Annotated in this window: 18 protein-coding genes and 1 pseudogene; 18 read left to right on the plus strand and 1 reads right to left on the minus strand. The window is 43.9% G+C overall.

The genetic code is table 11. The features are described 5' to 3' along the window. The first annotated feature begins 4 nt into the window (after nucleotides 1-4). From CK1_RS01965 to CK1_RS01990, 6 genes and pseudogenes are all read left to right on the plus strand, one after another. On the plus strand, nucleotides 5-634 hold the full coding sequence (locus CK1_RS01965; RefSeq protein ID WP_015524640.1) for an MBL fold metallo-hydrolase: 630 nt from the start codon (nucleotides 5-7) through the stop codon (nucleotides 632-634). Beyond that, nucleotides 627-2,135, plus strand: coding sequence for a coproporphyrinogen dehydrogenase HemZ (hemZ, locus tag CK1_RS01970; protein ID WP_353611100.1), 1,509 nt, complete (start codon nucleotides 627-629; stop codon nucleotides 2,133-2,135). Before CK1_RS01965 ends, hemZ begins: the two co-directional genes overlap by 8 nt. A 21-nt stretch (nucleotides 2,136-2,156) precedes the next feature. Then, nucleotides 2,157-2,792 carry an HD-GYP domain-containing protein gene (locus tag CK1_RS01975; protein WP_021650382.1) on the plus strand — a complete coding sequence of 212 codons (636 nt, stop codon included), beginning with the start codon at nucleotides 2,157-2,159 and terminating at the stop codon, nucleotides 2,790-2,792. Continuing rightward, nucleotides 2,725-3,978 (plus strand): histidine--tRNA ligase, encoded by a 1,254-nt coding sequence (gene hisS / locus CK1_RS01980; protein ID WP_015524641.1) that lies wholly within the window; start codon nucleotides 2,725-2,727, stop codon nucleotides 3,976-3,978. The genes CK1_RS01975 and hisS overlap by 68 nt, the downstream gene beginning before the upstream one ends. 76 nt (nucleotides 3,979-4,054) lie before the next feature. Next, the gene (gene aspS, locus CK1_RS01985) at nucleotides 4,055-5,854 is read left to right on the plus strand and encodes an aspartate--tRNA ligase (protein WP_015524642.1); all 1,800 of its coding nucleotides are present in this window, start codon (nucleotides 4,055-4,057) and stop codon (nucleotides 5,852-5,854) included. Nucleotides 5,855-5,860: 6 nt separating this feature from the next. Further along, nucleotides 5,861-6,615 (plus strand): annotated as a pseudogene (locus CK1_RS01990) (sulfite exporter TauE/SafE family protein). Nucleotides 6,616-6,699: 84 nt separating this feature from the next. Here the strand turns inward: CK1_RS01990 and CK1_RS01995 are convergent. Continuing rightward, nucleotides 6,700-7,833, minus strand: coding sequence for a hypothetical protein (locus CK1_RS01995; RefSeq protein WP_015524646.1), 1,134 nt, complete (start codon nucleotides 7,831-7,833; stop codon nucleotides 6,700-6,702). Between the two features lie 441 nt (nucleotides 7,834-8,274). Between CK1_RS01995 and CK1_RS02000 the strand changes: the two genes are divergently transcribed. The 12 genes from CK1_RS02000 (at nucleotide 8,275) to ptsP (ending at nucleotide 18,999) form a co-directional block, all read left to right on the plus strand. After that, complete coding sequence (locus tag CK1_RS02000; protein WP_306288690.1) at nucleotides 8,275-8,877, plus strand: LCP family glycopolymer transferase; 603 nt, start codon at nucleotides 8,275-8,277, stop codon at nucleotides 8,875-8,877. Beyond that, entirely contained in the window at nucleotides 8,877-9,137 is a 261-nt protein-coding gene (locus CK1_RS02005) for an LCP family protein (RefSeq protein ID WP_015524648.1), read from the plus strand. Before CK1_RS02000 ends, CK1_RS02005 begins: the two co-directional genes overlap by 1 nt. 156 nt (nucleotides 9,138-9,293) lie before the next feature. Further along, nucleotides 9,294-10,043 carry a YveK family protein gene (locus CK1_RS02010; RefSeq protein ID WP_015524649.1) on the plus strand — a complete coding sequence of 250 codons (750 nt, stop codon included), beginning with the start codon at nucleotides 9,294-9,296 and terminating at the stop codon, nucleotides 10,041-10,043. Further along, a complete protein-coding gene (locus tag CK1_RS02015) occupies nucleotides 10,036-10,764 on the plus strand; it encodes a CpsD/CapB family tyrosine-protein kinase (RefSeq protein WP_015524650.1) in 729 nt (242 codons plus the stop codon). Before CK1_RS02010 ends, CK1_RS02015 begins: the two co-directional genes overlap by 8 nt. A gap of 111 nt (nucleotides 10,765-10,875) precedes the next feature. After that, nucleotides 10,876-11,469, plus strand: coding sequence for a hypothetical protein (locus tag CK1_RS02020; protein ID WP_015524651.1), 594 nt, complete (start codon nucleotides 10,876-10,878; stop codon nucleotides 11,467-11,469). A gap of 165 nt (nucleotides 11,470-11,634) precedes the next feature. Next, nucleotides 11,635-13,077: an efflux RND transporter periplasmic adaptor subunit gene (locus CK1_RS02025; protein WP_015524652.1), complete on the plus strand. Its 1,443-nt coding sequence runs from the start codon at nucleotides 11,635-11,637 to the stop codon at nucleotides 13,075-13,077. Beyond that, nucleotides 13,077-13,745 (plus strand): ABC transporter ATP-binding protein, encoded by a 669-nt coding sequence (locus CK1_RS02030; protein ID WP_502685118.1) that lies wholly within the window; start codon nucleotides 13,077-13,079, stop codon nucleotides 13,743-13,745. The genes CK1_RS02025 and CK1_RS02030 overlap by 1 nt, the downstream gene beginning before the upstream one ends. A gap of 4 nt (nucleotides 13,746-13,749) precedes the next feature. Beyond that, on the plus strand, nucleotides 13,750-15,831 hold the full coding sequence (locus CK1_RS02035; RefSeq protein ID WP_015524654.1) for a hypothetical protein: 2,082 nt from the start codon (nucleotides 13,750-13,752) through the stop codon (nucleotides 15,829-15,831). A gap of 21 nt (nucleotides 15,832-15,852) precedes the next feature. Then, nucleotides 15,853-16,746, plus strand: coding sequence for an ABC transporter permease (locus CK1_RS02040; protein WP_015524655.1), 894 nt, complete (start codon nucleotides 15,853-15,855; stop codon nucleotides 16,744-16,746). Continuing rightward, a complete protein-coding gene (locus CK1_RS17845) occupies nucleotides 16,692-16,871 on the plus strand; it encodes an ABC transporter permease (RefSeq protein ID WP_015524656.1) in 180 nt (59 codons plus the stop codon). The genes CK1_RS02040 and CK1_RS17845 overlap by 55 nt, the downstream gene beginning before the upstream one ends. Then, nucleotides 16,868-17,113, plus strand: coding sequence for an ABC transporter permease (locus CK1_RS17850; protein ID WP_353611101.1), 246 nt, complete (start codon nucleotides 16,868-16,870; stop codon nucleotides 17,111-17,113). Before CK1_RS17845 ends, CK1_RS17850 begins: the two co-directional genes overlap by 4 nt. Nucleotides 17,114-17,382: 269 nt before the next feature. Then, complete coding sequence (ptsP, locus tag CK1_RS02045) at nucleotides 17,383-18,999, plus strand: phosphoenolpyruvate--protein phosphotransferase (RefSeq protein ID WP_015524657.1); 1,617 nt, start codon at nucleotides 17,383-17,385, stop codon at nucleotides 18,997-18,999. Nucleotides 19,000-19,111: the final 112 nt, after the last annotated feature.

A 19,111-nucleotide genomic window follows, 5' to 3' on the forward strand; every position in this document is an offset into this window, starting at 1 on the left:
TTTTATGAGTAAACTTGAAATGCAGCAGTGTGTGCTGGGCCAGGTGTTTACCAACTGCTATTTTCTGAAAAATAAAGAGACCGGAGAACTGCTGATCGTAGACCCGGGAGACTATGCAGAAAAAGTTTTTCAGAAAGTATCTCTTATGCAGGGAAAACCGGTGGGGATTCTTCTGACACATGGTCATTTTGATCACATCATGGCTGTAAAGGAAGTGAAGGAAAAATATCAGATCCCGGTTTATGCATGCAGGCAGGAAGAAGCAATGCTGGCAGAGCCCACGATAAATATGACTGCTGTTTATGGAAGTGCCTGTTCAATTAAGCCGGATGTTCTTCTGGATGACGGGCAGATTTTCGAAGCGGCAGGATTTTCCATCCAGATGTTCCACACACCGGGACATACCAAAGGAAGCTGCTGCTATTATATCAAAGACGAAGGTGTGCTTTTCAGCGGAGATACATTGTTTTGCGGCTCTGTGGGAAGAACCGATTTTCCTGGCGGAAGTTCTGCTGAGATCGTAAGAAGCCTTCATAAGCTTGTGGATACTTTGCCGGAGGATACAGAAGTATTTCCGGGGCATGACGCATCCACAACCATTGGTTATGAAAAGAGGTATAATCCATTTGTATAAGATTGGCATTTTGTTTCAGAACAGAGATTTTGAGCATGATGTGTATGAACTGATCAAAGCGTTTTATCCCGGAAATGAGATCGTTTCTCTTTATGAAGAGGATGATGCGGATTATGATATCCGCTTCCGGATCTTACGTGATGAAGAAGGTTATACCATCAGTTACAACAACGGAATAGAGAAAAAAACAGCTCATGCGGCTGTGATAGAAGGGCAATCCAGTGGAGAAGCTTCGGATGCCCTTATTTCTTGCAATGATGCCCATGATATCCGCAGAAAAAATAAAGACGCGATCAAATACGCCCTGTATCAGATGCTTTCCAAAGCTACAGGAAAGACACTTCCCTGGGGAAATCTTACAGGCATCCGTCCTGTGAAAATGGCTATGGGAATGCTGGAGTCCGGAATGAAAAATACGGAGATCGCCAGATATATGAGAGATCAGTATCTGGTAAGTCCGGAGAAAACAGCTCTTGCAGTTACCATCGCAAATCGTGAGCGGGATATCCTGAAAAACATTGATTATGAAAACGGCTACAGCCTTTATGTTGGCATTCCTTTCTGTCCGAGTATCTGTCTGTACTGTTCATTCAGTTCCTATCCGCTGGAGAGATGGCGTAAATATGTGGAGGCGTATCTGGATGCGCTGGTAAAGGAAATCCGGGCTGTTTCCGGGATGATGAAAAACCGGAAGCTGGATACGGTCTATATCGGTGGGGGAACACCTACCACACTGGAGCCGGATCAGCTTCGGAGACTTCTTGGCGCGATCACGGAATATTTTCCCTGTGAGGAGCTGGAAGAATTTACGGTTGAGGCAGGAAGACCGGACAGTATAACCTTGGAAAAGCTTCAGGCGATCCGGGAGTTTCCGGTTACCAGGATTTCTGTAAATCCACAGACCATGAATCAGGAAACCCTGGATATCATTGGCAGACGTCATACAGTAGAACAGACAAAGAATGCGTTTCATCTGGCAAGAAAAGCCGGATTCGACAATATCAATATGGATCTGATCGTGGGTCTTCCCGGCGAAGATATCACAAAAGTGCAGCATACACTGGACGAGGTAAAAGCTCTCGGGCCGGACAGCCTGACCGTACATTCTCTTGCTGTGAAGCGTGCGGCAAGACTGAATATTTTCCGTGATAAATACCAGGAGATGACCTTTGAAAACAATCAGGAGATCATGGATCTGACTATGAAAACTGCCTACGAGATGGGAATGGGTCCTTATTATCTGTACAGACAGAAGAATATGAAGGGGAATTTTGAGAACGTTGGGTATTCTGAGGTTGACAAAGCAGGGATTTACAATATACTGATTATGGAGGAAAAGCAGCCGATCATCGCACTGGGTGCAGGTGGTTCCTCCAAGCTTGTGTTTGATCACGGACAGCGCATTGAGCGTGTGGAGAATGTGAAGGATGTTGTCAATTATATCACACGTATCGATGAAATGATCGAGAGAAAACGCGAGGGCATTGCAAAATGGCTGTAGACGGAAAGGAGAGACGGATCCTTGAAAAGCGTACAGAAGATAAGTGAAACTACGCAGGACCGGATCCTGGAAATGGATCTTTCCGCAGAGCTGAAACATGGGGTTGTTGTCAGTAACCTTGCCTATGATGTGGCAAAGGAGCTTGGTCTTGGTGAGAAAGAATGTTATCAGCTGGCTATTGCCGGAATGCTCCATGATATAGGCAAGCTGAAACTGGAAGGATACATTAATGGCCAAGAGCAGAATCCGATGGTCATTGAAGAACTGAAATATGTTCGCATGCACTCCACATTAGGTTATGAGATCCTGAAAGACCAGGGATATTCCGATTATGTTCTGGAAAGTATTCTTTATCATCATGAGAATTTTGACGGCAGCGGTTATCCCAGCAACAGAAGCGGAAAGGATATCCCTATGGGTGCAAGGATCCTGAGAGTATGTGATGTATATGCGGCTTTGAGTATGGACAGACCATATCGGAAAGCTCTGGAAAATGATGAAGTTTTAAGACTGATGATCGATGAGATTAAAAACTTTGACATGCAGGTGTTTCTTGCATTTCAGAGGGTGATTCATAAAGGAGGAAACTATGGCATTAAAAAAGAAACCGGTTACAGGAATGAAGGACATTTTACCGAAGGAAATGGAAATCCGTAACTATGTGATGAATATGATCAGAGAGACGTACGGAACCTTTGGTTTTTCCGCAATTGAGACTCCCTGTGTAGAACATATTGAGAATCTCTGTAGCAAGCAGGGCGGTGAAAATGAAAAGCTGATCTTCAAGATCATGAAGAGAGGCGAGAAACTGAAACTGGATACTGCAAAAACAGAGAATGATCTGACAGATTCCGGACTTCGCTATGACCTGACCGTACCGCTTTCCAGATATTATTCCAATAATGCAAACGAGCTTCCGGCTCCGTTTAAGGCACTTCAGATGGGAAATGTATGGAGAGCTGACCGTCCGCAGAGAGGTCGTTTCCGTCAGTTTATGCAGTGTGATATCGATATCCTGGGTGAGCCGACCTATCTTGCTGAGATCGAGCTTGTACTTGCAACTACAACACTTCTTGGAAAACTGGATTTCCATAACTTTACGATCCGTATCAATGACAGAAGGATCCTGAAGGCAATGGCTCAGTACAGTGGATTCCCGGCAGAGAGCTTTGATACTGTCTTTATTATTCTTGATAAGATGGATAAGATCGGCATCGAGGGAGTTGCAGAGGAACTTGAGAAAGAGGGCTTTGAGAAAGAGAGCATTGACACTTATCTTGGACTTTTCCGTGAGATCACCAACGATGTTGAGGGTGTCCGTTATATTAAAGAAAAACTTTCTGATGTTCTGGAAGCAGGTATTGCAGAGGATCTTGAAACGATCATCAACACTGTAGAATCTGTAAAAACAGCAGACTTCAAAATGTCCTTTGACCCTACACTGGTACGTGGAATGTCCTATTACACAGGTCCGATCTTTGAGATTTCTATGGATGAGTTCGGCGGAAGCGTCGGTGGAGGCGGACGTTACGATGAGATGATCGGTAAATTTACAGGAAATAATACCTGTGCTTGTGGTTTCTCCATTGGATTTGAGAGAATCGTTATGCTGCTTCTTGAGAGAGGCTATGAGATTCCAACCAAGAATGGCAAGAAAGCATATCTGATCGAGAAGAACATGCCGGCAGACAAGCTTCTGAACATCCTGAAACAGGCAACTGAGGAAAGAAGTGCAGGTACACAGATCAATATCTCTATCATGAAAAAGAACAAAAAATTCCAGAAAGACCAGCTGGCAGCAGATGGTTATACAGAGTATGTAGAATTTTTCAACAGAGACTGAAACTGCCCGTCTGAAAACGGAGATAGCAGAGTAAATTAAAATGACTATGAAAAAATAGTCAGAGGAGGATAAAGAGATGGCTGAAAGCATGCAGGGACTGCACAGAACTTGCCGATGTGCAGAAGTGACCACAGAGATGGTCGGAAAAGAAGTAACATTAATGGGATGGGTGGCAAAAGCCAGAAATAAAGGAGGTCTTGTATTTGTGGATCTTCGTGACCGTTCCGGGATCATGCAGCTGATTTTTGAGAATGGTAGCATTGACGAGGAAGGCTTTACAAAAGCAGGTAAACTGCGTAGTGAGTTTGTTATTGCCGTAACCGGTACCGTAGAGAAACGTGGAGGAGCAGTAAACGAGAATCTTGCAACTGGCGAGATCGAGCTTCGTGTAAAATCCCTCCGTGTTCTTGCTGAGGCAGATGTTCCTCCATTCCCGATCGAGGAGAATAGCAAGACAAAAGATGAGATCCGACTTAAATATCGTTATCTTGATTTAAGAAGACCGGATCTTCAGAGAAATATCATGATGAAGAGCAAGGTTGCCCAGCTTACAAGACAGTTCTTTACAGAAGAGGGATTTCTTGAGATTGAGACACCGATGCTTGGAAAGAGTACTCCTGAGGGAGCCAGAGACTATCTGGTACCATCACGTGTTCATCCGGGAAGCTTCTATGGCCTTCCACAGTCTCCGCAGCTGTACAAGCAGCTTCTGATGTGCTCCGGATTTGATCGTTATATCCAGATAGCAAGATGCTTCCGTGATGAGGATCTTCGTGCTGACCGTCAGCCGGAGTTCACACAGATCGATATGGAGCTTTCCTTTGTTGATGTAGACGATGTTATCGATGTTAACGAGAGATATCTTGCATTCCTGTTCAAAGAAGTTCTGGATATCGATGTAAAACTCCCAATCCAGAGAATTACCTGGCAGGAAGCTATGGATCGTTTTGGTTCCGACAAGCCGGATATGCGTTTCGGTATGGAACTTCATGATGTCAGTGATATCGTAAAAGACTGCGGATTTGGTGTGTTCACAGGTGCGCTTGAGAACGGCGGAAGTGTTCGTGGTATCAATGCAGAAGGTCAGGGCGCAATGCCGAGAAAGAAAATCGATAAGCTTGTTGAGTTCGTAAAAGGTTATGGTGCAAAAGGTCTTGCATACATTGCCATTGCAGAGGACGGAACCAGAAAGTCTTCTTTCGCCAAGTTTATGACAGATGAAGAGATGGATGCTCTTGTAAAAGCTATGGACGGCAAGCCGGGAGATCTTCTTCTTTTTGCAGCAGATAAGACAAAATTGGTATACGATGTACTGGGAGCACTCCGTCTTGAGCTTGCAAAACAGATGGATCTTTTAGATAAAAATGAGTATCGTTTCGTATGGGTAACAGAGTTCCCGCTTCTTGAGTGGAGCGAGGAGGAGAACCGTTTTACAGCAATGCACCATCCGTTCACCATGCTTATGGAGGAGGATCTTCCGCTTCTTGATACAGATCCGGGAAAGGTTCGTGCAAAAGCATACGACATCGTTCTTAACGGAAATGAGATCGGCGGCGGCAGCGTGCGTATCCATCAGGATGATATTCAGGAAAGAATGTTTGAGGCACTTGGCTTCACAAAAGAAGCTGCACATGAGCAGTTCGGATTCCTTCTGGATGCCTTCAAATATGGAGTTCCGCCACACGCAGGACTTGCATATGGCCTTGATAGACTTGTTATGCTTATGGCAAAGGCAGATACGATCCGTGATGTTATTGCATTCCCGAAGGTTAAGGATGCCTCCTGTCTGATGACTCAGTCTCCTAGCCAGGTAAGTGAGGCACAGCTTCATGAGCTGGGACTTGACCTTGAGCCGCAGAAAGAAGAGGAAGAATAAAAGATCATGCAGCCGACAATCTATACATTTCTGATCGTTTGTCCACTTGTATTTCTTGCCGGATTTGTAGATGCTGTAGCAGGCGGGGGAGGACTGATCTCCCTGCCTGCTTATCTTTTGGCCGGAGTTCCTGTACATAATGCTGTTGCCACCAACAAGCTGTCATCAGCAACAGGAACATTGATCTCAACTGTCCGTCTGTGTAAAAATAAATTTGTGGACTGGATCCTGGTGCTTCCATGTATTCCAATGGCGCTTCTGGGATCTTCCATAGGAGCTCACCTTGCTCTTATAGCCAGTGATAAGCTCCTGCGTTATATGCTGATCCCGGTTCTTCCGGTGGTTGCTTTTTATGTGCTGCGCAAGAAAAATATGGATGAGAAGGGTGGCGAGATCGCCAGAAAAAACAGATCCTGCTCTGTGCCGTATGCTCTCTTGCTGTAGGATGCTACGATGGATTTTATGGACCAGGAACAGGAACTTTTCTCCTGCTTTTGTTTACAGGATTGGGAAAAATGAGTGTGGCAAAAGCATCCGGTACCATGAAGGTTACCAACCTCTCTTCTAATGTAGCGGCTCTTGTTGTATTTCTGCTCAGCGGAAAGATTGTGATCATGCTTGGAATTGCAGCGTCAGTGTTCTCGATCGCAGGACATTATACCGGTGCAGGTATGGTTATGAAAAACGGAAGCCGGATCATACGGCCTATTATTCTTATAGTCCTTGCATTGCTTTTTATAAAGATCATATCCGGAATATAAAAAAGAAGAATATAAAAAACCCGTGAAGATCACGCTTTCCTGTCAGAGAAAGCAGATATTCACGGGTTTTCTAGCTTTTATTCTTTATTCGTTATCTTCGGTAGAATCTTCAGGAACCGGTGAAGCGGTAAGAGTTCCGAAGATGGCATTGCCCAGTTCGGTACCTGCATTCTCAAGCTTCCAGGATGCACCATCGTTTGTGAGATGGAAGGTAGCAGTGGCAGTTATGGTTGCCTGATTATTCCTGATACTGTCCAGAAGCAGTTCATGTGATTTGTTGTAACGCTTCTGGGAACCGTCGATCACTGCATCAGCAGAAGCCAGATAAGTATTCAATTCTTTTTCGTACTGTGTAAGAATGGAATTACTGTCAAATATGGTAAGCTCTGCGTCCACTTCAGCAAGATATCCGGAAACAGAGGTGCTTGATATTTTGTAGTTAAAACAGGAGTGAAACTGTTCCATAAGGGCAGAGGCAATGGCGTTTTTTGCCGAATCTGAAGTGTTCAGAATGGAATCCAGCCCCAAATAATTAGCCATCTGCTTTACATCCATTTCCTGAAGCGTTTTCAGATAGACGGTAAGCGTTTCGGCAGGCGGCACAAGATCAGGATCGGACAGATAGGTGATAAGGCCACCGACCAGATCATTTTCGAGAGAGGAACTGTGCGTAATCTCCCAGTCAGGTTCTGAAGAAGATCCAACATTGTTTAGTTGGATGGAAGTAGTGCGTTCTGCAGAACTGTACGTGTTATTCTTGAGGAGCTTGTACAGGAGCAGATAACGCTGCTCCAGGGAATTTCCGTTATCATTTTCTTTACCGGAGGCGGTTTCCAGTATTTCTTCCTGAAGGCTTGCAGAAACAAAATCACTGGCAAGAGCCTCAGCATCCAGAGTAGTGAGCTTAAGCTGTGCAGAAGCATTTTTTTCGTCGCTATCAACGGATATACCTAGGATTTTGTAATCGAAATTCTGAAAGAAGAGAGAAAATACTTCTTTTATGTCAGCAGAAAGCTTTGTGCTGTCATCAGAATCCGGAAACAGTTCCTGATAGGATATGTACTGCATGGTTGTTTCAGAGTCCAGATTTTTAAGAAGATCCAGATCTTTTTTGATCGCCTTCTCCGCATGAGCTTTGGCCGACTGGGAGCAGCTACATAAAAAAACTGAGAGAAGAATGATCATCAAGAAAGCCAGCAGATGTTTCACTGTCTTCATATTGTTCTTTCCTTTCAAAAAAGTTATATTATAACATTCTAGCAGATAAAGCACTGAAAGTCAAAATATCGCAAAAAAGGAGAAATTAAGAAAAATGCAATATAATTACAAATATGTTACACAGGTTGAAATCGGATTATTATGGTGCTATAATAAAACCCGTTTTTGCGGAACTTTTTTATCCGCTTGATTCAAAGCAGAGCTTATAACGAATGAAATATAGGAGGGGACAGGATGTCAAAGAAAACAGCAGTAGTGCTTAGTTGTGTGATATTTGTGCTTCTGATAGTGTTGATGATCTGTGAAGTAATGAATCCTGCAGGCGGACCAGCACTTTTAAGGAAGATTTTCTGATAAGAAGATACATCCTGCTGAACATAAAGTATTAAAAAACTGGAGTGAGATTTATGTCCCAATACAGAAAAAACAGGACAAAAAAGATTGTACAAAGGTATAGCGATCGCAGCGGTGGTTCTCGCAGCAGGAACTGTTTTTGTCAATATTATACTGGGAATGGCAGATCATCATACTGTAGATCAGAACAGCAGTATTGAAGCAGAGGAAACAGTTACATATAAAGATCAGATATATGTTCCGAAGGGAAATCTGGAAACATATCTGATAGCCGGAGTTGATGATCCTGGCAAAGTACAGGAAGTAACCGAATATGACGGTACCGGCCAGTGTGATGTTCTGGTTGTTATTGTGAGAGACAGAAGTACAGACACGTGCAAGCTTCTTTCTGTTGACCGGAATACTGTCACACCTGTCAGAAGCCTTGCTGATGACGGAACCTATTTGGCAACAACAGATATCCAGCTGTCCCTTGCGCATTCCATGGGGCTTGATCAGAATATAAGGGCTGAAAACACGGTGGATGCAGTGTCCACTCTTCTGAAGGGACAGAAGATCGATGGCTATGCAATGATCAACATGAGTGCGATCCAGGTAGTGAATGATATGGTCGGAGGTGTGACTGTTACCATCGAGGATGATTTTTCGGAGAGAGATCCTTCTCTAAAAAAGGTGAAACAGTTAAGCTGATGGGAGCGCATGCTGAAAATTATGTCAGAGGCAGAATGGATGTTGCGGATGGTACTAACCAGAACCGCATGCAGCGTCAGAATGATTATGAAGAGGCATTTAAACCTGCTTTCAGATCCAAATGTGATTCAGACAGTAAATTTCCATTGCAGGTATATCATGCACTTGAGGACTATATGACTACCAATATCGGCGCAAAGAAGTTCTGCCGTCTGGCACTTCTTCTGTCAGATAACAAAAAGATGACAGAGTTTCCATAAGTGGAACTTACGGTTCGGACGAGGAAGGCTGGCAGACGTTTACGCCTGATGAGGACAGTCTGCAGCAGGTTGTCCTGGAGCTGTTTTATAAAAAAGGATTAAAAGAAAATCCAGGTGCAGGCCACCTGCGGGAAATATAAAACAAGGAGAAAAGCTATGAATCAGAAAGATATGAATGACGAGATGGAAATAGATCTTTTGGATCTTGCGTATATGCTTATGGATCACTGGCACCATTTGCTTCTCTGTCTTCTTGCCGGGGCACTGGCTTTGAATGCATTTGCATTCTTTTTCATTGAGCCAACCTATGAATCAACGGCAAAACTTTATGTGGTTTCAACATCTGATGATTCAGTTGTCAATCTGAATGATCTGAATCTGGGAACTTCGCTGACATCCGATTACGAAGAGCTGATGTTCAGTTACCCGGTGCTGAACCGCGTAATTGAAAAACTGAAACTCGATATGGATTACGAAGATCTTGCGAAGCTGTATACACTGAACAATCCGTCCGATACGCGTGTGCTCCAGATCACAGCAACAACAACAGATCCTCAGCTGTCTATGGACCTTGCAGAGACAATGGCAGAGGAAGCTGTTTCCTATCTGCCGGATACAATGAGTACCAAGGCTCCGAATATTGCACAGCATGCAAAACTACCTGAACACAAGGCCGCACCAAGCTATTTCAAGTTTACGGTGATAGGAGGACTTCTGGGGCTTCTCATCTGCGCAGGTATCCTGATCGTCAGATATTTGATGGATGATACGATCCATACGGCAGAAGAAATGGAAAAATATTTTGGCCTTGTGCCGCTGACTACGATTCCTGAAAGCAGTAAGGTGAAAAGCTATGACGGAGAGGAAGAGTATAGCAGCAGAAAAAGGAGAAAGAGAAATGAATAAACTGAAAGTAGTGTTTCCGGATCTTCCCTATGCAGTAGAAGAGGCAATGAACCGTCTCAGGATCAATGTTAAATTCTGTGGCAAAAACACAAAAAAGATCCTTCTTACAAGCTGCATGCCAAATGAAGGTAAAAGTACTGTTTCCTCATATCTCTGGAAGATGCTTGCAGAAGCAGGTTTTTCTACTGTTATGGTGGATGTGGATCTGCGTAAATCTGTTCAGATGCAGAGAATGCAGGTGGAAAATGCGTCAGAAACAAAGGGCTTGAACCATTATCTCTCCGGCATGGCAGAATATGAAGATGTAGTCTATAAAACAAATATTGAAAATGCATACATAGTTCCGTGTACACAGCTTCTTGAGAATCCGTCCCCTCTTCTTGAGGATGCCAGATTCAGAGAACTGCTTGACAGACTTGCCGGAGAATATCGTTTTGTGATCGTAGATACACCTCCCCTTGGAAGTGTGTCAGACGGAGCACTGATCGCTTCCCTGTGTGATGGCGCGATATTGGTGGTCAGAGCCGGTCAAACACCGAAGGCAATGATAAAACAGTCTTTATATGAGATCGAACAGTCCGGATGTAAGCTTCTTGGCACAGTGCTGAACCGCGCGGAAGTTTCTACCAGAGGCTATGGTAAATATGGAAAATACGGAAACTATGGATATGGATACGGTTATGAGCCGGATACGAAACATAAGAAGCACTCAGAGAAATGATTGTTATCTTTTTATATCGTTATAAAGGATCAGACGTGGCGGGATCGTTTATAAATAAATCAAAAATAACAGGCGTATACCTGTGATAATTTAAGGGAGAGGTGAATCAAAATGAAGTCTATCAAAAAACTTGCAGTTATTATGCTTTCAGCTATGGTTCTGTTCGGAACAATGACCGTTCCGACAATGGCAGCTGCAAAATCACCAACAAAGCAGACTTTCAACACTGTGTCACTGAAAAAGAAAACTACAACTTACAATGGAAAAACCCAGCATCCGGTATTAACTGTAAAAGCTGGTAAAAAAACTCTGAAAAATGGTAAAGATTATGTTATAACATACAAGTATGGACAGAGTATGAAAACCGCCGGTAAAAAAATAGTTTATATCAACGGTATCGGCCGTTATGCAGGTTTCTATAAAACTGTAGCATATACGATCAACCCTGCTGTTCAGAAAAATGTAAAAGTTTCCAGGAGCAGTGTTGCAGTTAAAAGAGGAAAAGCTACAACCATCAAGCTTACAAAGGCAAAAGCTGCAAAAGCAACATGGACTTCCAGCAACTCCAAAGCTGTAAAAGTAAGTAAAACAGGTAAGATCATAGTAGCAAAAAATGCTAAAAAAGGCAAATATACTGTAAAAGTTACTGTTAAGCTGGCTAATCACAAGACTGTAACAAGGACAGTTAAAGTAACAGTTAAATAATCATTATTACATAAAAAATCTCCTGGCCACGAAGGGGATTTTTTTTATGAAAAATCTGTGAAATCTGCATCGTTTTCTTCAGGGACTTTTCTTTTTAGAGTGAATCTGCTATGATGTTTGAAGCAACAGATAGTTTCAGTACGATGCTGAGAAAAGGGGACAGATATGAAAAAACGTATTTTGATCGCACTTGGGGTCCTTGTACTTGCAGCCGGTATCGGAGCCGGTGGATGGTATTATTATACACATCATGCAGGGTCCGCAGGAGGCAGCGATATTGTATATGTAACAAAGATAAGCAAGCTTTCGGAAATGGATTCCGGAGTGGAAAACCGATATGCAGGTGTTGTGGAACCGCAGGAAACGGTTCAGGTAAAGATCGAAAGCGGCCGAAAGGTAAAAGAAGTTCAGGTAAAGACCGGTCAGGAAGTCAAGAAAGGGCAGCTTCTTTTTCAGTATGATCTTGGAAGTATCCAGCAAAGTCTTCAGGAAGCACAGCTGGCCTTGGACCGCCTGAAAAACGAACAGTTAAGTATATCTGATCAGATCACTACACTGGAAGCTGAGAAAAAGAAAGCTACAGCAGATAATCAGCTTTCCTATACAATAGAGATCGAAACACAGAAAATGAATCTCAAGAAGAATGAATATGATCAGAAAAGCAAACAGGCAGAGATCGATAAGCTTTCCCAGGCAACGCAGAATACCGAGGTGCGCAGTGAGATCGATGGAGTGATCCAGAAGATCGATACCTCCAAGATGGGCGGTGATGATTCTGAGGGCGTGGAGGATACGCTGACAGAAGGCACGACGGATTCCACAGATTCCAGTTCCGGAAACAGCTCCGGCAATGCATTTATCACGATCCTGAGTACAGGTGCTTATCGTGTAAAGGGAACGGTAAATGAAATAAACCGTGATTCGATCATAGAGGGAACTCCTGTGATCATTCGTTCCAGGGTGGATTCTTCAAAAACCTGGAAGGGCACCATGGGCTCTGTTGACATGGATAATTCTACCAGCAACAGCAGTTCGGATATGGCAATGTTCGGAATGTCCAGTGCCAGTGATGATCAGACATCATCCAGTACCTATCCGTTTTATGTGAATCTGGATTCATCTGAGGGTCTGATGCTGGGGCAGCATGTGTATATTGAACCGGACGAAGGACAGGATGAGAAGAAGTCCGGTATCTGGCTGAACGATTATTTTATCGTGGATGCGGATACAGACAGCCCATATGTCTGGATCGCAAACGGTCAGAACAAGCTGGAGAAGAGAGATGTCATATTAGGACAGTATGATGAAGATCTTGGGGAATATGAGATCGCAGACGGACTTTCTGAAAAAGATAAGATCGCATTTCCGACAGATGAGCTGAAAGAAGGTATGTCTGTCACAGAAGGTACTGCAGATCAGACTACAGCGGCGATGTGGGATGATTCCGAGGATGATGAAAGTATTGATGATTCTGCGTACACGGAAAGTGATGGCTCAGAGCCTGAAATGATCGAAGATGGAGCTGTAGACAGTGATATGATGGATGCGACAGACGATATTTCTTCGGGAGATGACCTTGTTCCGATGGAAGGAGCGCCGACAGAATGATTTTGGATTTAAAAGGAATATATAAGGATTATCAACAGGGGAAAATGACGGTACCTGTATTGAAAGATGTAGATTTTTCCATGGAGGAGGGAGAATATGTGGCGATCATGGGACCTTCCGGTTCCGGAAAGACTACACTGATGAATATTATCGGATGTCTGGATAAACCTACCAAGGGAACTTTTCTCCTGAATGGAGAAGATATTGCCAAATGTACAGAAAATGAGATGTCAGATATCCGTCTGAAAACGATCGGATTTGTATTTCAGAGCTTTCATCTCCTTCCAAGGCAGAGCGCGCTGACAAATGTGGAACTGCCGCTGAATTATGCAAGGGTTCCCAAAAAGGAGCGCCGGGAACGTGCACGAAAAGCTCTGGAGCGTGTAGGCCTTGCCGACAGGGTGGATTTTAAGCCCAACCAGCTTTCCGGAGGACAGATGCAGAGAGTGGCTATTGCAAGAGCGATCGTAAACAATCCCAAGCTTTTGCTGGCAGATGAGCCTACCGGGGCACTGGATACGAAATCGGGAGCACAGGTTATGGAACTGTTTCAGAAGCTGAACGATGAGGGAGTTTCTGTGCTGATGATCACACATGACCCGGAGATCGCGGCACATGCCAAACGGGTTGTTATGATCCGTGACGGTGAGCTGCAGGAAAAGAGGTGATAGAATGAAAGTGGTGAAGAGAGTGATCGTTGGTGTACTGGTTGCGGCATTGGCAGCCGGAGGAATCTACACAGGGCTTATGCATGTGAAAGAATCCAAGGTAACAGAGGTGCCGGTAACCAGCGTCAGCAATCTTCAGACGGACTGGTATTCGGAGACAACACTGGATGGAACCATCACCACGAATGTTTCTCAGAATGTAAATATGGATAAAGATATGATCATCGAGAAAATATATGTATCCCAGGGTGATGATGTAAAAAAAGGCGATAATCTGATCTCCTTTGATATGACACTTGTAGAGATGGAGCTGAATATTGCAAAGCTGAAACAGCAGAAGCAGGAGCAGGATCTGACCAAAGCACAGAACCGTCTGACAAGTCTTCAGAATGGAGGTCCCATCGAAGACAGTACAGACAGTACTGATGGTACGGACCTGAATCTTACAGGTGGTGATACAGGAAATGACGGAGAAATGACAAATACGGATACACCTTCCGGAAGTGACGGAGACGAGGATATGCAGTCAACTACCGGTTCCGCGGCTACTGCAGATGGCAGCTATCTTGCAGCGGCTTCCTCCAGGCCATTACTTCTCAGTGCCTTTACAGATACAGAAGGAGATCTTGAAGATTCTGCAGAGAAAGTTACCGAAGAAATGCCGTCCGGAGAAACGACGGACAGTGAAACAGAGCAGATGACCGGAGATGACACAGCGGATATGGAAGAGGATACAACTGCATCCGATGAGGATCTGATCATGGATCCGACCTACCAGGATCCTACTGCCAATGATATTACAGACGGAGAGACTACGGACTGGGGTTCCGGAGAAGATGACACCCCAACGGTATCTCCGACACCAACTCCCACACTGGGACCCAATGAGCTTCCTGATCCCAATATAACAGAACCGGAAATTCCGGGGATCACAGATGGTGAACCGGAATTTTATCAGAAGCTGGATTATACTTCTCAGCCGTTTACAGGAACCGGTACGGAAGAAGATCCCTATGTTTTTCTTGTAAGCAGTGCCAAAGGCAAAGTTACGGTGATGGGATCCTTCTTTAACAGAATGGCGGGATACAGTGAGGATGGAACCAAAGTGGTCCAGAAAGGCGGCAGCTGGTTCCAGCTGGAGTTTCATGAGAATGATACCATTGCTGATTTTCAGGACAGAACACTTTCCTGTACAGGATATTATCTGATCGATGGAAGTCTTCTTGAAAATCCGGTATATATGTATGCGGAAACAGAATTTACACTGGACGAGGCTTCCAAATATGACAAAAATGATGATGAGATACCGGATGACAGCGGTGATGGAGATGACGGTACTGATGGCACAACCATGTCAAGAGAGGATGCGATCAAGATCCAGAAAAACAAGATCGCAAGTTTGAAACTGGATATTGAGGAAAATAATCTGAAAATCACTAAGCTGGAGAACAAAATAAAAAACAAGCTGATAACAAGCAAACTGGATGGAACGGTTGCTTACATCGGAGATGAAGTCACAGGTTCTTATAATGGAGATGCTTTTCTGAAAGTAAAAAGCAAAGATGGTTTTTATGTTACCGGAACGGTCAGCGAACTGATGCTGGATCAGATGAAGGAGGGAACACTTCTTCAGTGTACCAGTTATAATTCCGGCAGCTTTGAGGCGAAGGTACTGAATGTATCCGATTACCCGGTGGATTCTTCAAATGCTTATTATGGTGGAGATTCTAATCCCAATGTATCGTATTACACCTTTAATGCAGAGATCACAGATCGTTCATTGCAGTTTACCGACCAGGATTATGTGACGGTATCTCTGAAGTCAAATAAACTTGCCGAAGGCAGTATGGTTGTGATGAAGGCATTTATCCGTACGGAAAATGGAACCAGCTATGTATACAAAGACGTGAAGGGAACACTGAAAAAGCAGCAGATCACAGTGGGCAGCATTGTGAACAGCGGATATTATGCAGTTGTAACTTCAGGTCTGAAATCCGATGATCTTCTTGCTTTCCCATATGGTGATGCCGTGAAGGAGGGAGCCAAGACAAAAGAAGTGACTTTGGATGATATGTACAATGAATAAATAACAGGAAGGAGAAATTTCATGTTTGAAAATATACGCCTGGCTTTTCAGGGAATATGGTCACATAAGATGAGATCCTTTCTGACCATGCTGGGTATTATTATTGGTATTGCATCTATTATTGCAATTGTATCTACGATCAAAGGTACCAGTGAGCAGATCAAGGAAGATCTGATCGGGTCCGGAAACAATACCGTACAGGTTATGCTCTATGACGGAGACAGTACATACGATATGGATTATGGTTCTTACGGAAGCTCGGCCACACCGCCGGTTATTTCTGATTCCCAGAAAACGGCGATCGGAGACTTGGATCATGTGATCAGTTCTACATTTTATTACAGCAGCCAGTCTGCCAGTGTTTATTATAAAAACACAAGCTTTCAGGGCGGAACCGTGTACGGGATCGACAGCAATTATCTGAAAACGATGGGATACCTGGTCCAGTCCGGGCGGGGATTTGTACAAAAAGATTATGACAGCTACCGAAAGGTTGCTCTTGTGGATTCCAATGCTGCACAGAATATTTTCGGAAGTGAGAGCCCTGTAGGGAAAACCATTGAGGTGGGATCAGAACCGTATATTATTGTAGGTGTGATCACTCAGAGTGAGGACAGCATGCCGAAGATCAATACGATTTCTGAGTACGAGGAATATTCGCAGACGATCATGGGAAGCGTGATGATCCCAGATACTACCTGGCCTGTTGCATTTAAATTTGATCAGCCGCAAAATGTGACAGTCCGTGCAGACAGCACAGATAATATGAGTTCTGTAGGAAAAGCAGCAGAGGATATTCTGAATACAGGAATCCAGAATGAAAAAACAAATCGAACTTTAAATATAAAGCGGAAGACATTATGGAGAAGGTCAAGAATCTCCAGAAGCTCAGCGAAAGTACCAATCAGCAGCTGATTTGGATCGCAAGTATCTCCCTGCTTGTTGGTGGTATCGGTGTTATGAATATCATGCTTGTATCTGTCACAGAACGTACCAGCGAGATCGGACTGAAAAAGCTATCGGAGCAAGAAAAAAAGTGATCCTGGGACAGTTTCTGACGGAAGCTTCGGTGCTGACCAGTATCGGAGGAATCATTGGTGTGGTCCTTGGGATCATCCTGTCAAAAATGGTGTCTCAGGTGTCAGGAGCACCAACAGCCATCAGCGTTCCGGCAATTATCGGTTCGGTGGTATTTTCCATGCTGATCGGTCTGATCTTCGGACTTCTCCCATCTGTAAAGGCAGCTAATCTTAATCCGATTGATGCCCTTCGCAGTGAATAAAAAGATATACATACATATAGCATCTGCAATTGCCGGAAGGATTCCGGCGGCAGATGCTTATTTTTATATCTGAAAGTATTGTTCAGGTTTTATGAAGCTCTGCGGTCTTTATTTTGTCACTTTTGCTGTATATATGACAAAAAAAGAAAGTATAAATAGAGTTTTTACAGGTTTTTTAGAGATCATAAAAAAATCGTGGCAGAATCTTTGGATAGTGTGATATAATACATCATAAGTGGGCAAATATAAAAACAGAAGGAGATAATTTCATGAAGGTTTTGGAAGGTAAATCTGTATTTTCCGGTATTGCGATCGGTAAGATCTCAATCCTCCAGAAAGTTGACGCCAGTGTTAAACGTGTTCACGTGGAGGATCCGGAAGAAGAGGTAAAGCGTGTGGAGGCAGCCAGAGAGCAGGCTGTGGCACAGCTTCAGAAGCTTTATGACAAGGCTCTTCAGGAAGTTGGAGAGTCCGGAGCGGCAATCTTTGAGGTTCATCAGATGATGCTGGATGATGATGACTATCTGGATTCCATCCACAACATTATCCGTACAGAGTCTGTAAATGCAGAATATGCGGTTGCAACAACTGGTGATAACTTCTCATCAATGTTCGCACAGATGGACGATGATTATATGAAAGCAAGAGCAGCTGATGTAAAGGATATCTCAGACCGTCTGGTACGTGTGCTTTCCGGCCATGGAGATGGAGAGCTTGAAGCATCCGAGCCGGTGATCGTAGTTGCAGAGGATCTTGCACCAAGTGAGACTGTACAGATGGATAAGAGTAAGGTTCTTGCTTTTGTCACAAGAAAAGGTTCTTCTAACTCACATACTGCGATTCTTGCGAGAACCATGAATATTCCGGCGCTGATCAATATTGAATACGATGAGTCCATGGACGGTAAGATGGCAGTCGTAGACGGAAAGAGCGGAAATCTGATCGTTGAGCCGGATGCAGAGACCCTTAAAAAATATGAGGATATGCGTGCCGATGAACTTGCACAGCGTGCAATGCTCAAAGAGCTGAAAGGTAAAGAAACTGTTACCAAGAGCGGTCGTAAGCTCCACCTTTATGCCAACATCGGAAGTACAGGTGATGTTGCGAATGTACTTGCCAATGATGCGGAAGGCATCGGACTTTTCCGAAGTGAGTTCGTATACCTGGAAAAAGAAGACTATCCTACAGAGGAAGAGCAGTTCCAGGTTTACAAGACCGTAGCTCAGAATATGGCCGGCAAAAAAGTTATCATTCGTACTCTGGATATCGGAGCGGACAAGCAGATCGATTATTTTAATATGGCGCATGAGGAGAACCCTGCAATGGGATATCGTGCGATCCGTATCTGTCTGGACCGTCCGGAAGTATTTAAGACACAGCTGAGAGCGCTTTTCCGTGCAAGCATGTTCGGAAATATTTCCATCATGTATCCGATGATCATCTCTGTAACAGAGGTGAAGCAGATCAAGGCTATTGTAGCAGAAGTAAAAGCAGAGCTTAAGGAACAGGGGATCCCGTTCCGTGATGACGTGGAGCAGGGTATCATGATCGAGACTCCGGCAGCTGTTATGATCAGTGATCTTCTTGCAAAAGAGGTTGATTTCTTCAGTATCGGAACCAATGATCTGACCCAGTATACACTGGCTATTGACCGTCAGAATGCAAAGCTTGACAACATTTATGATTCCCATCATGAGGCAGTTCTCCGTATGATCCAGATGGTTGTGGATAATGCACACAAAGAAGGTATCTGGGCCGGAATCTGTGGTGAGCTTGGTGCGGACACTACACTTACTGAGAGATTTGTAGAGATGGGACTGGATGAGTTGTCCGTATCTCCGACATTTGTTCTTCCGGTTCGAAAGATCGTAAGAGAAATGAAATAAAACACAGATCATAAATAGATAAGGATATTTTTGATAAATAGTGTGACAGCTGCTGTGCATAAATATTTGTATGGCAGCTGTTTTTTAGTTACTGTTCACTGGTAATATTCCA

This window comes from Ruminococcus sp. SR1/5 (genome assembly GCF_000209835.1).
Taxonomy (GTDB): Bacteria; Bacillota; Clostridia; order Lachnospirales; family Lachnospiraceae; genus Blautia_A; species Blautia_A fusiformis.

Excerpts from the sequence above, each read along its gene's own strand:
- hisS (WP_015524641.1), top strand. The coding sequence starts at position 2,725 with ATGGCATTAAAAAAGAAACCGGTTACAGGAATGAAGGACATTTTACCG.
- CK1_RS02010 (WP_015524649.1), top strand. The coding sequence starts at position 9,294 with ATGAATCAGAAAGATATGAATGACGAGATGGAAATAGATCTTTTGGAT.
- CK1_RS02020 (WP_015524651.1), top strand. The coding sequence starts at position 10,876 with ATGAAGTCTATCAAAAAACTTGCAGTTATTATGCTTTCAGCTATGGTT.
- CK1_RS02040 (WP_015524655.1), top strand. The coding sequence starts at position 15,853 with ATGTTTGAAAATATACGCCTGGCTTTTCAGGGAATATGGTCACATAAG.
- CK1_RS17845 (WP_015524656.1), top strand. The coding sequence starts at position 16,692 with ATGGAGAAGGTCAAGAATCTCCAGAAGCTCAGCGAAAGTACCAATCAG.
- ptsP (WP_015524657.1), top strand. The coding sequence starts at position 17,383 with ATGAAGGTTTTGGAAGGTAAATCTGTATTTTCCGGTATTGCGATCGGT.
- CK1_RS02035 (WP_015524654.1), top strand. The coding sequence starts at position 13,750 with ATGAAAGTGGTGAAGAGAGTGATCGTTGGTGTACTGGTTGCGGCATTG.
- CK1_RS01995 (WP_015524646.1), bottom strand. The coding sequence starts at position 7,833 with ATGAAGACAGTGAAACATCTGCTGGCTTTCTTGATGATCATTCTTCTC.
- CK1_RS02005 (WP_015524648.1), top strand. The coding sequence starts at position 8,877 with ATGGGAGCGCATGCTGAAAATTATGTCAGAGGCAGAATGGATGTTGCG.
- CK1_RS02025 (WP_015524652.1), top strand. The coding sequence starts at position 11,635 with ATGAAAAAACGTATTTTGATCGCACTTGGGGTCCTTGTACTTGCAGCC.
- CK1_RS01965 (WP_015524640.1), top strand. The coding sequence starts at position 5 with ATGAGTAAACTTGAAATGCAGCAGTGTGTGCTGGGCCAGGTGTTTACC.
- aspS (WP_015524642.1), top strand. The coding sequence starts at position 4,055 with ATGGCTGAAAGCATGCAGGGACTGCACAGAACTTGCCGATGTGCAGAA.
- CK1_RS02015 (WP_015524650.1), top strand. The coding sequence starts at position 10,036 with ATGAATAAACTGAAAGTAGTGTTTCCGGATCTTCCCTATGCAGTAGAA.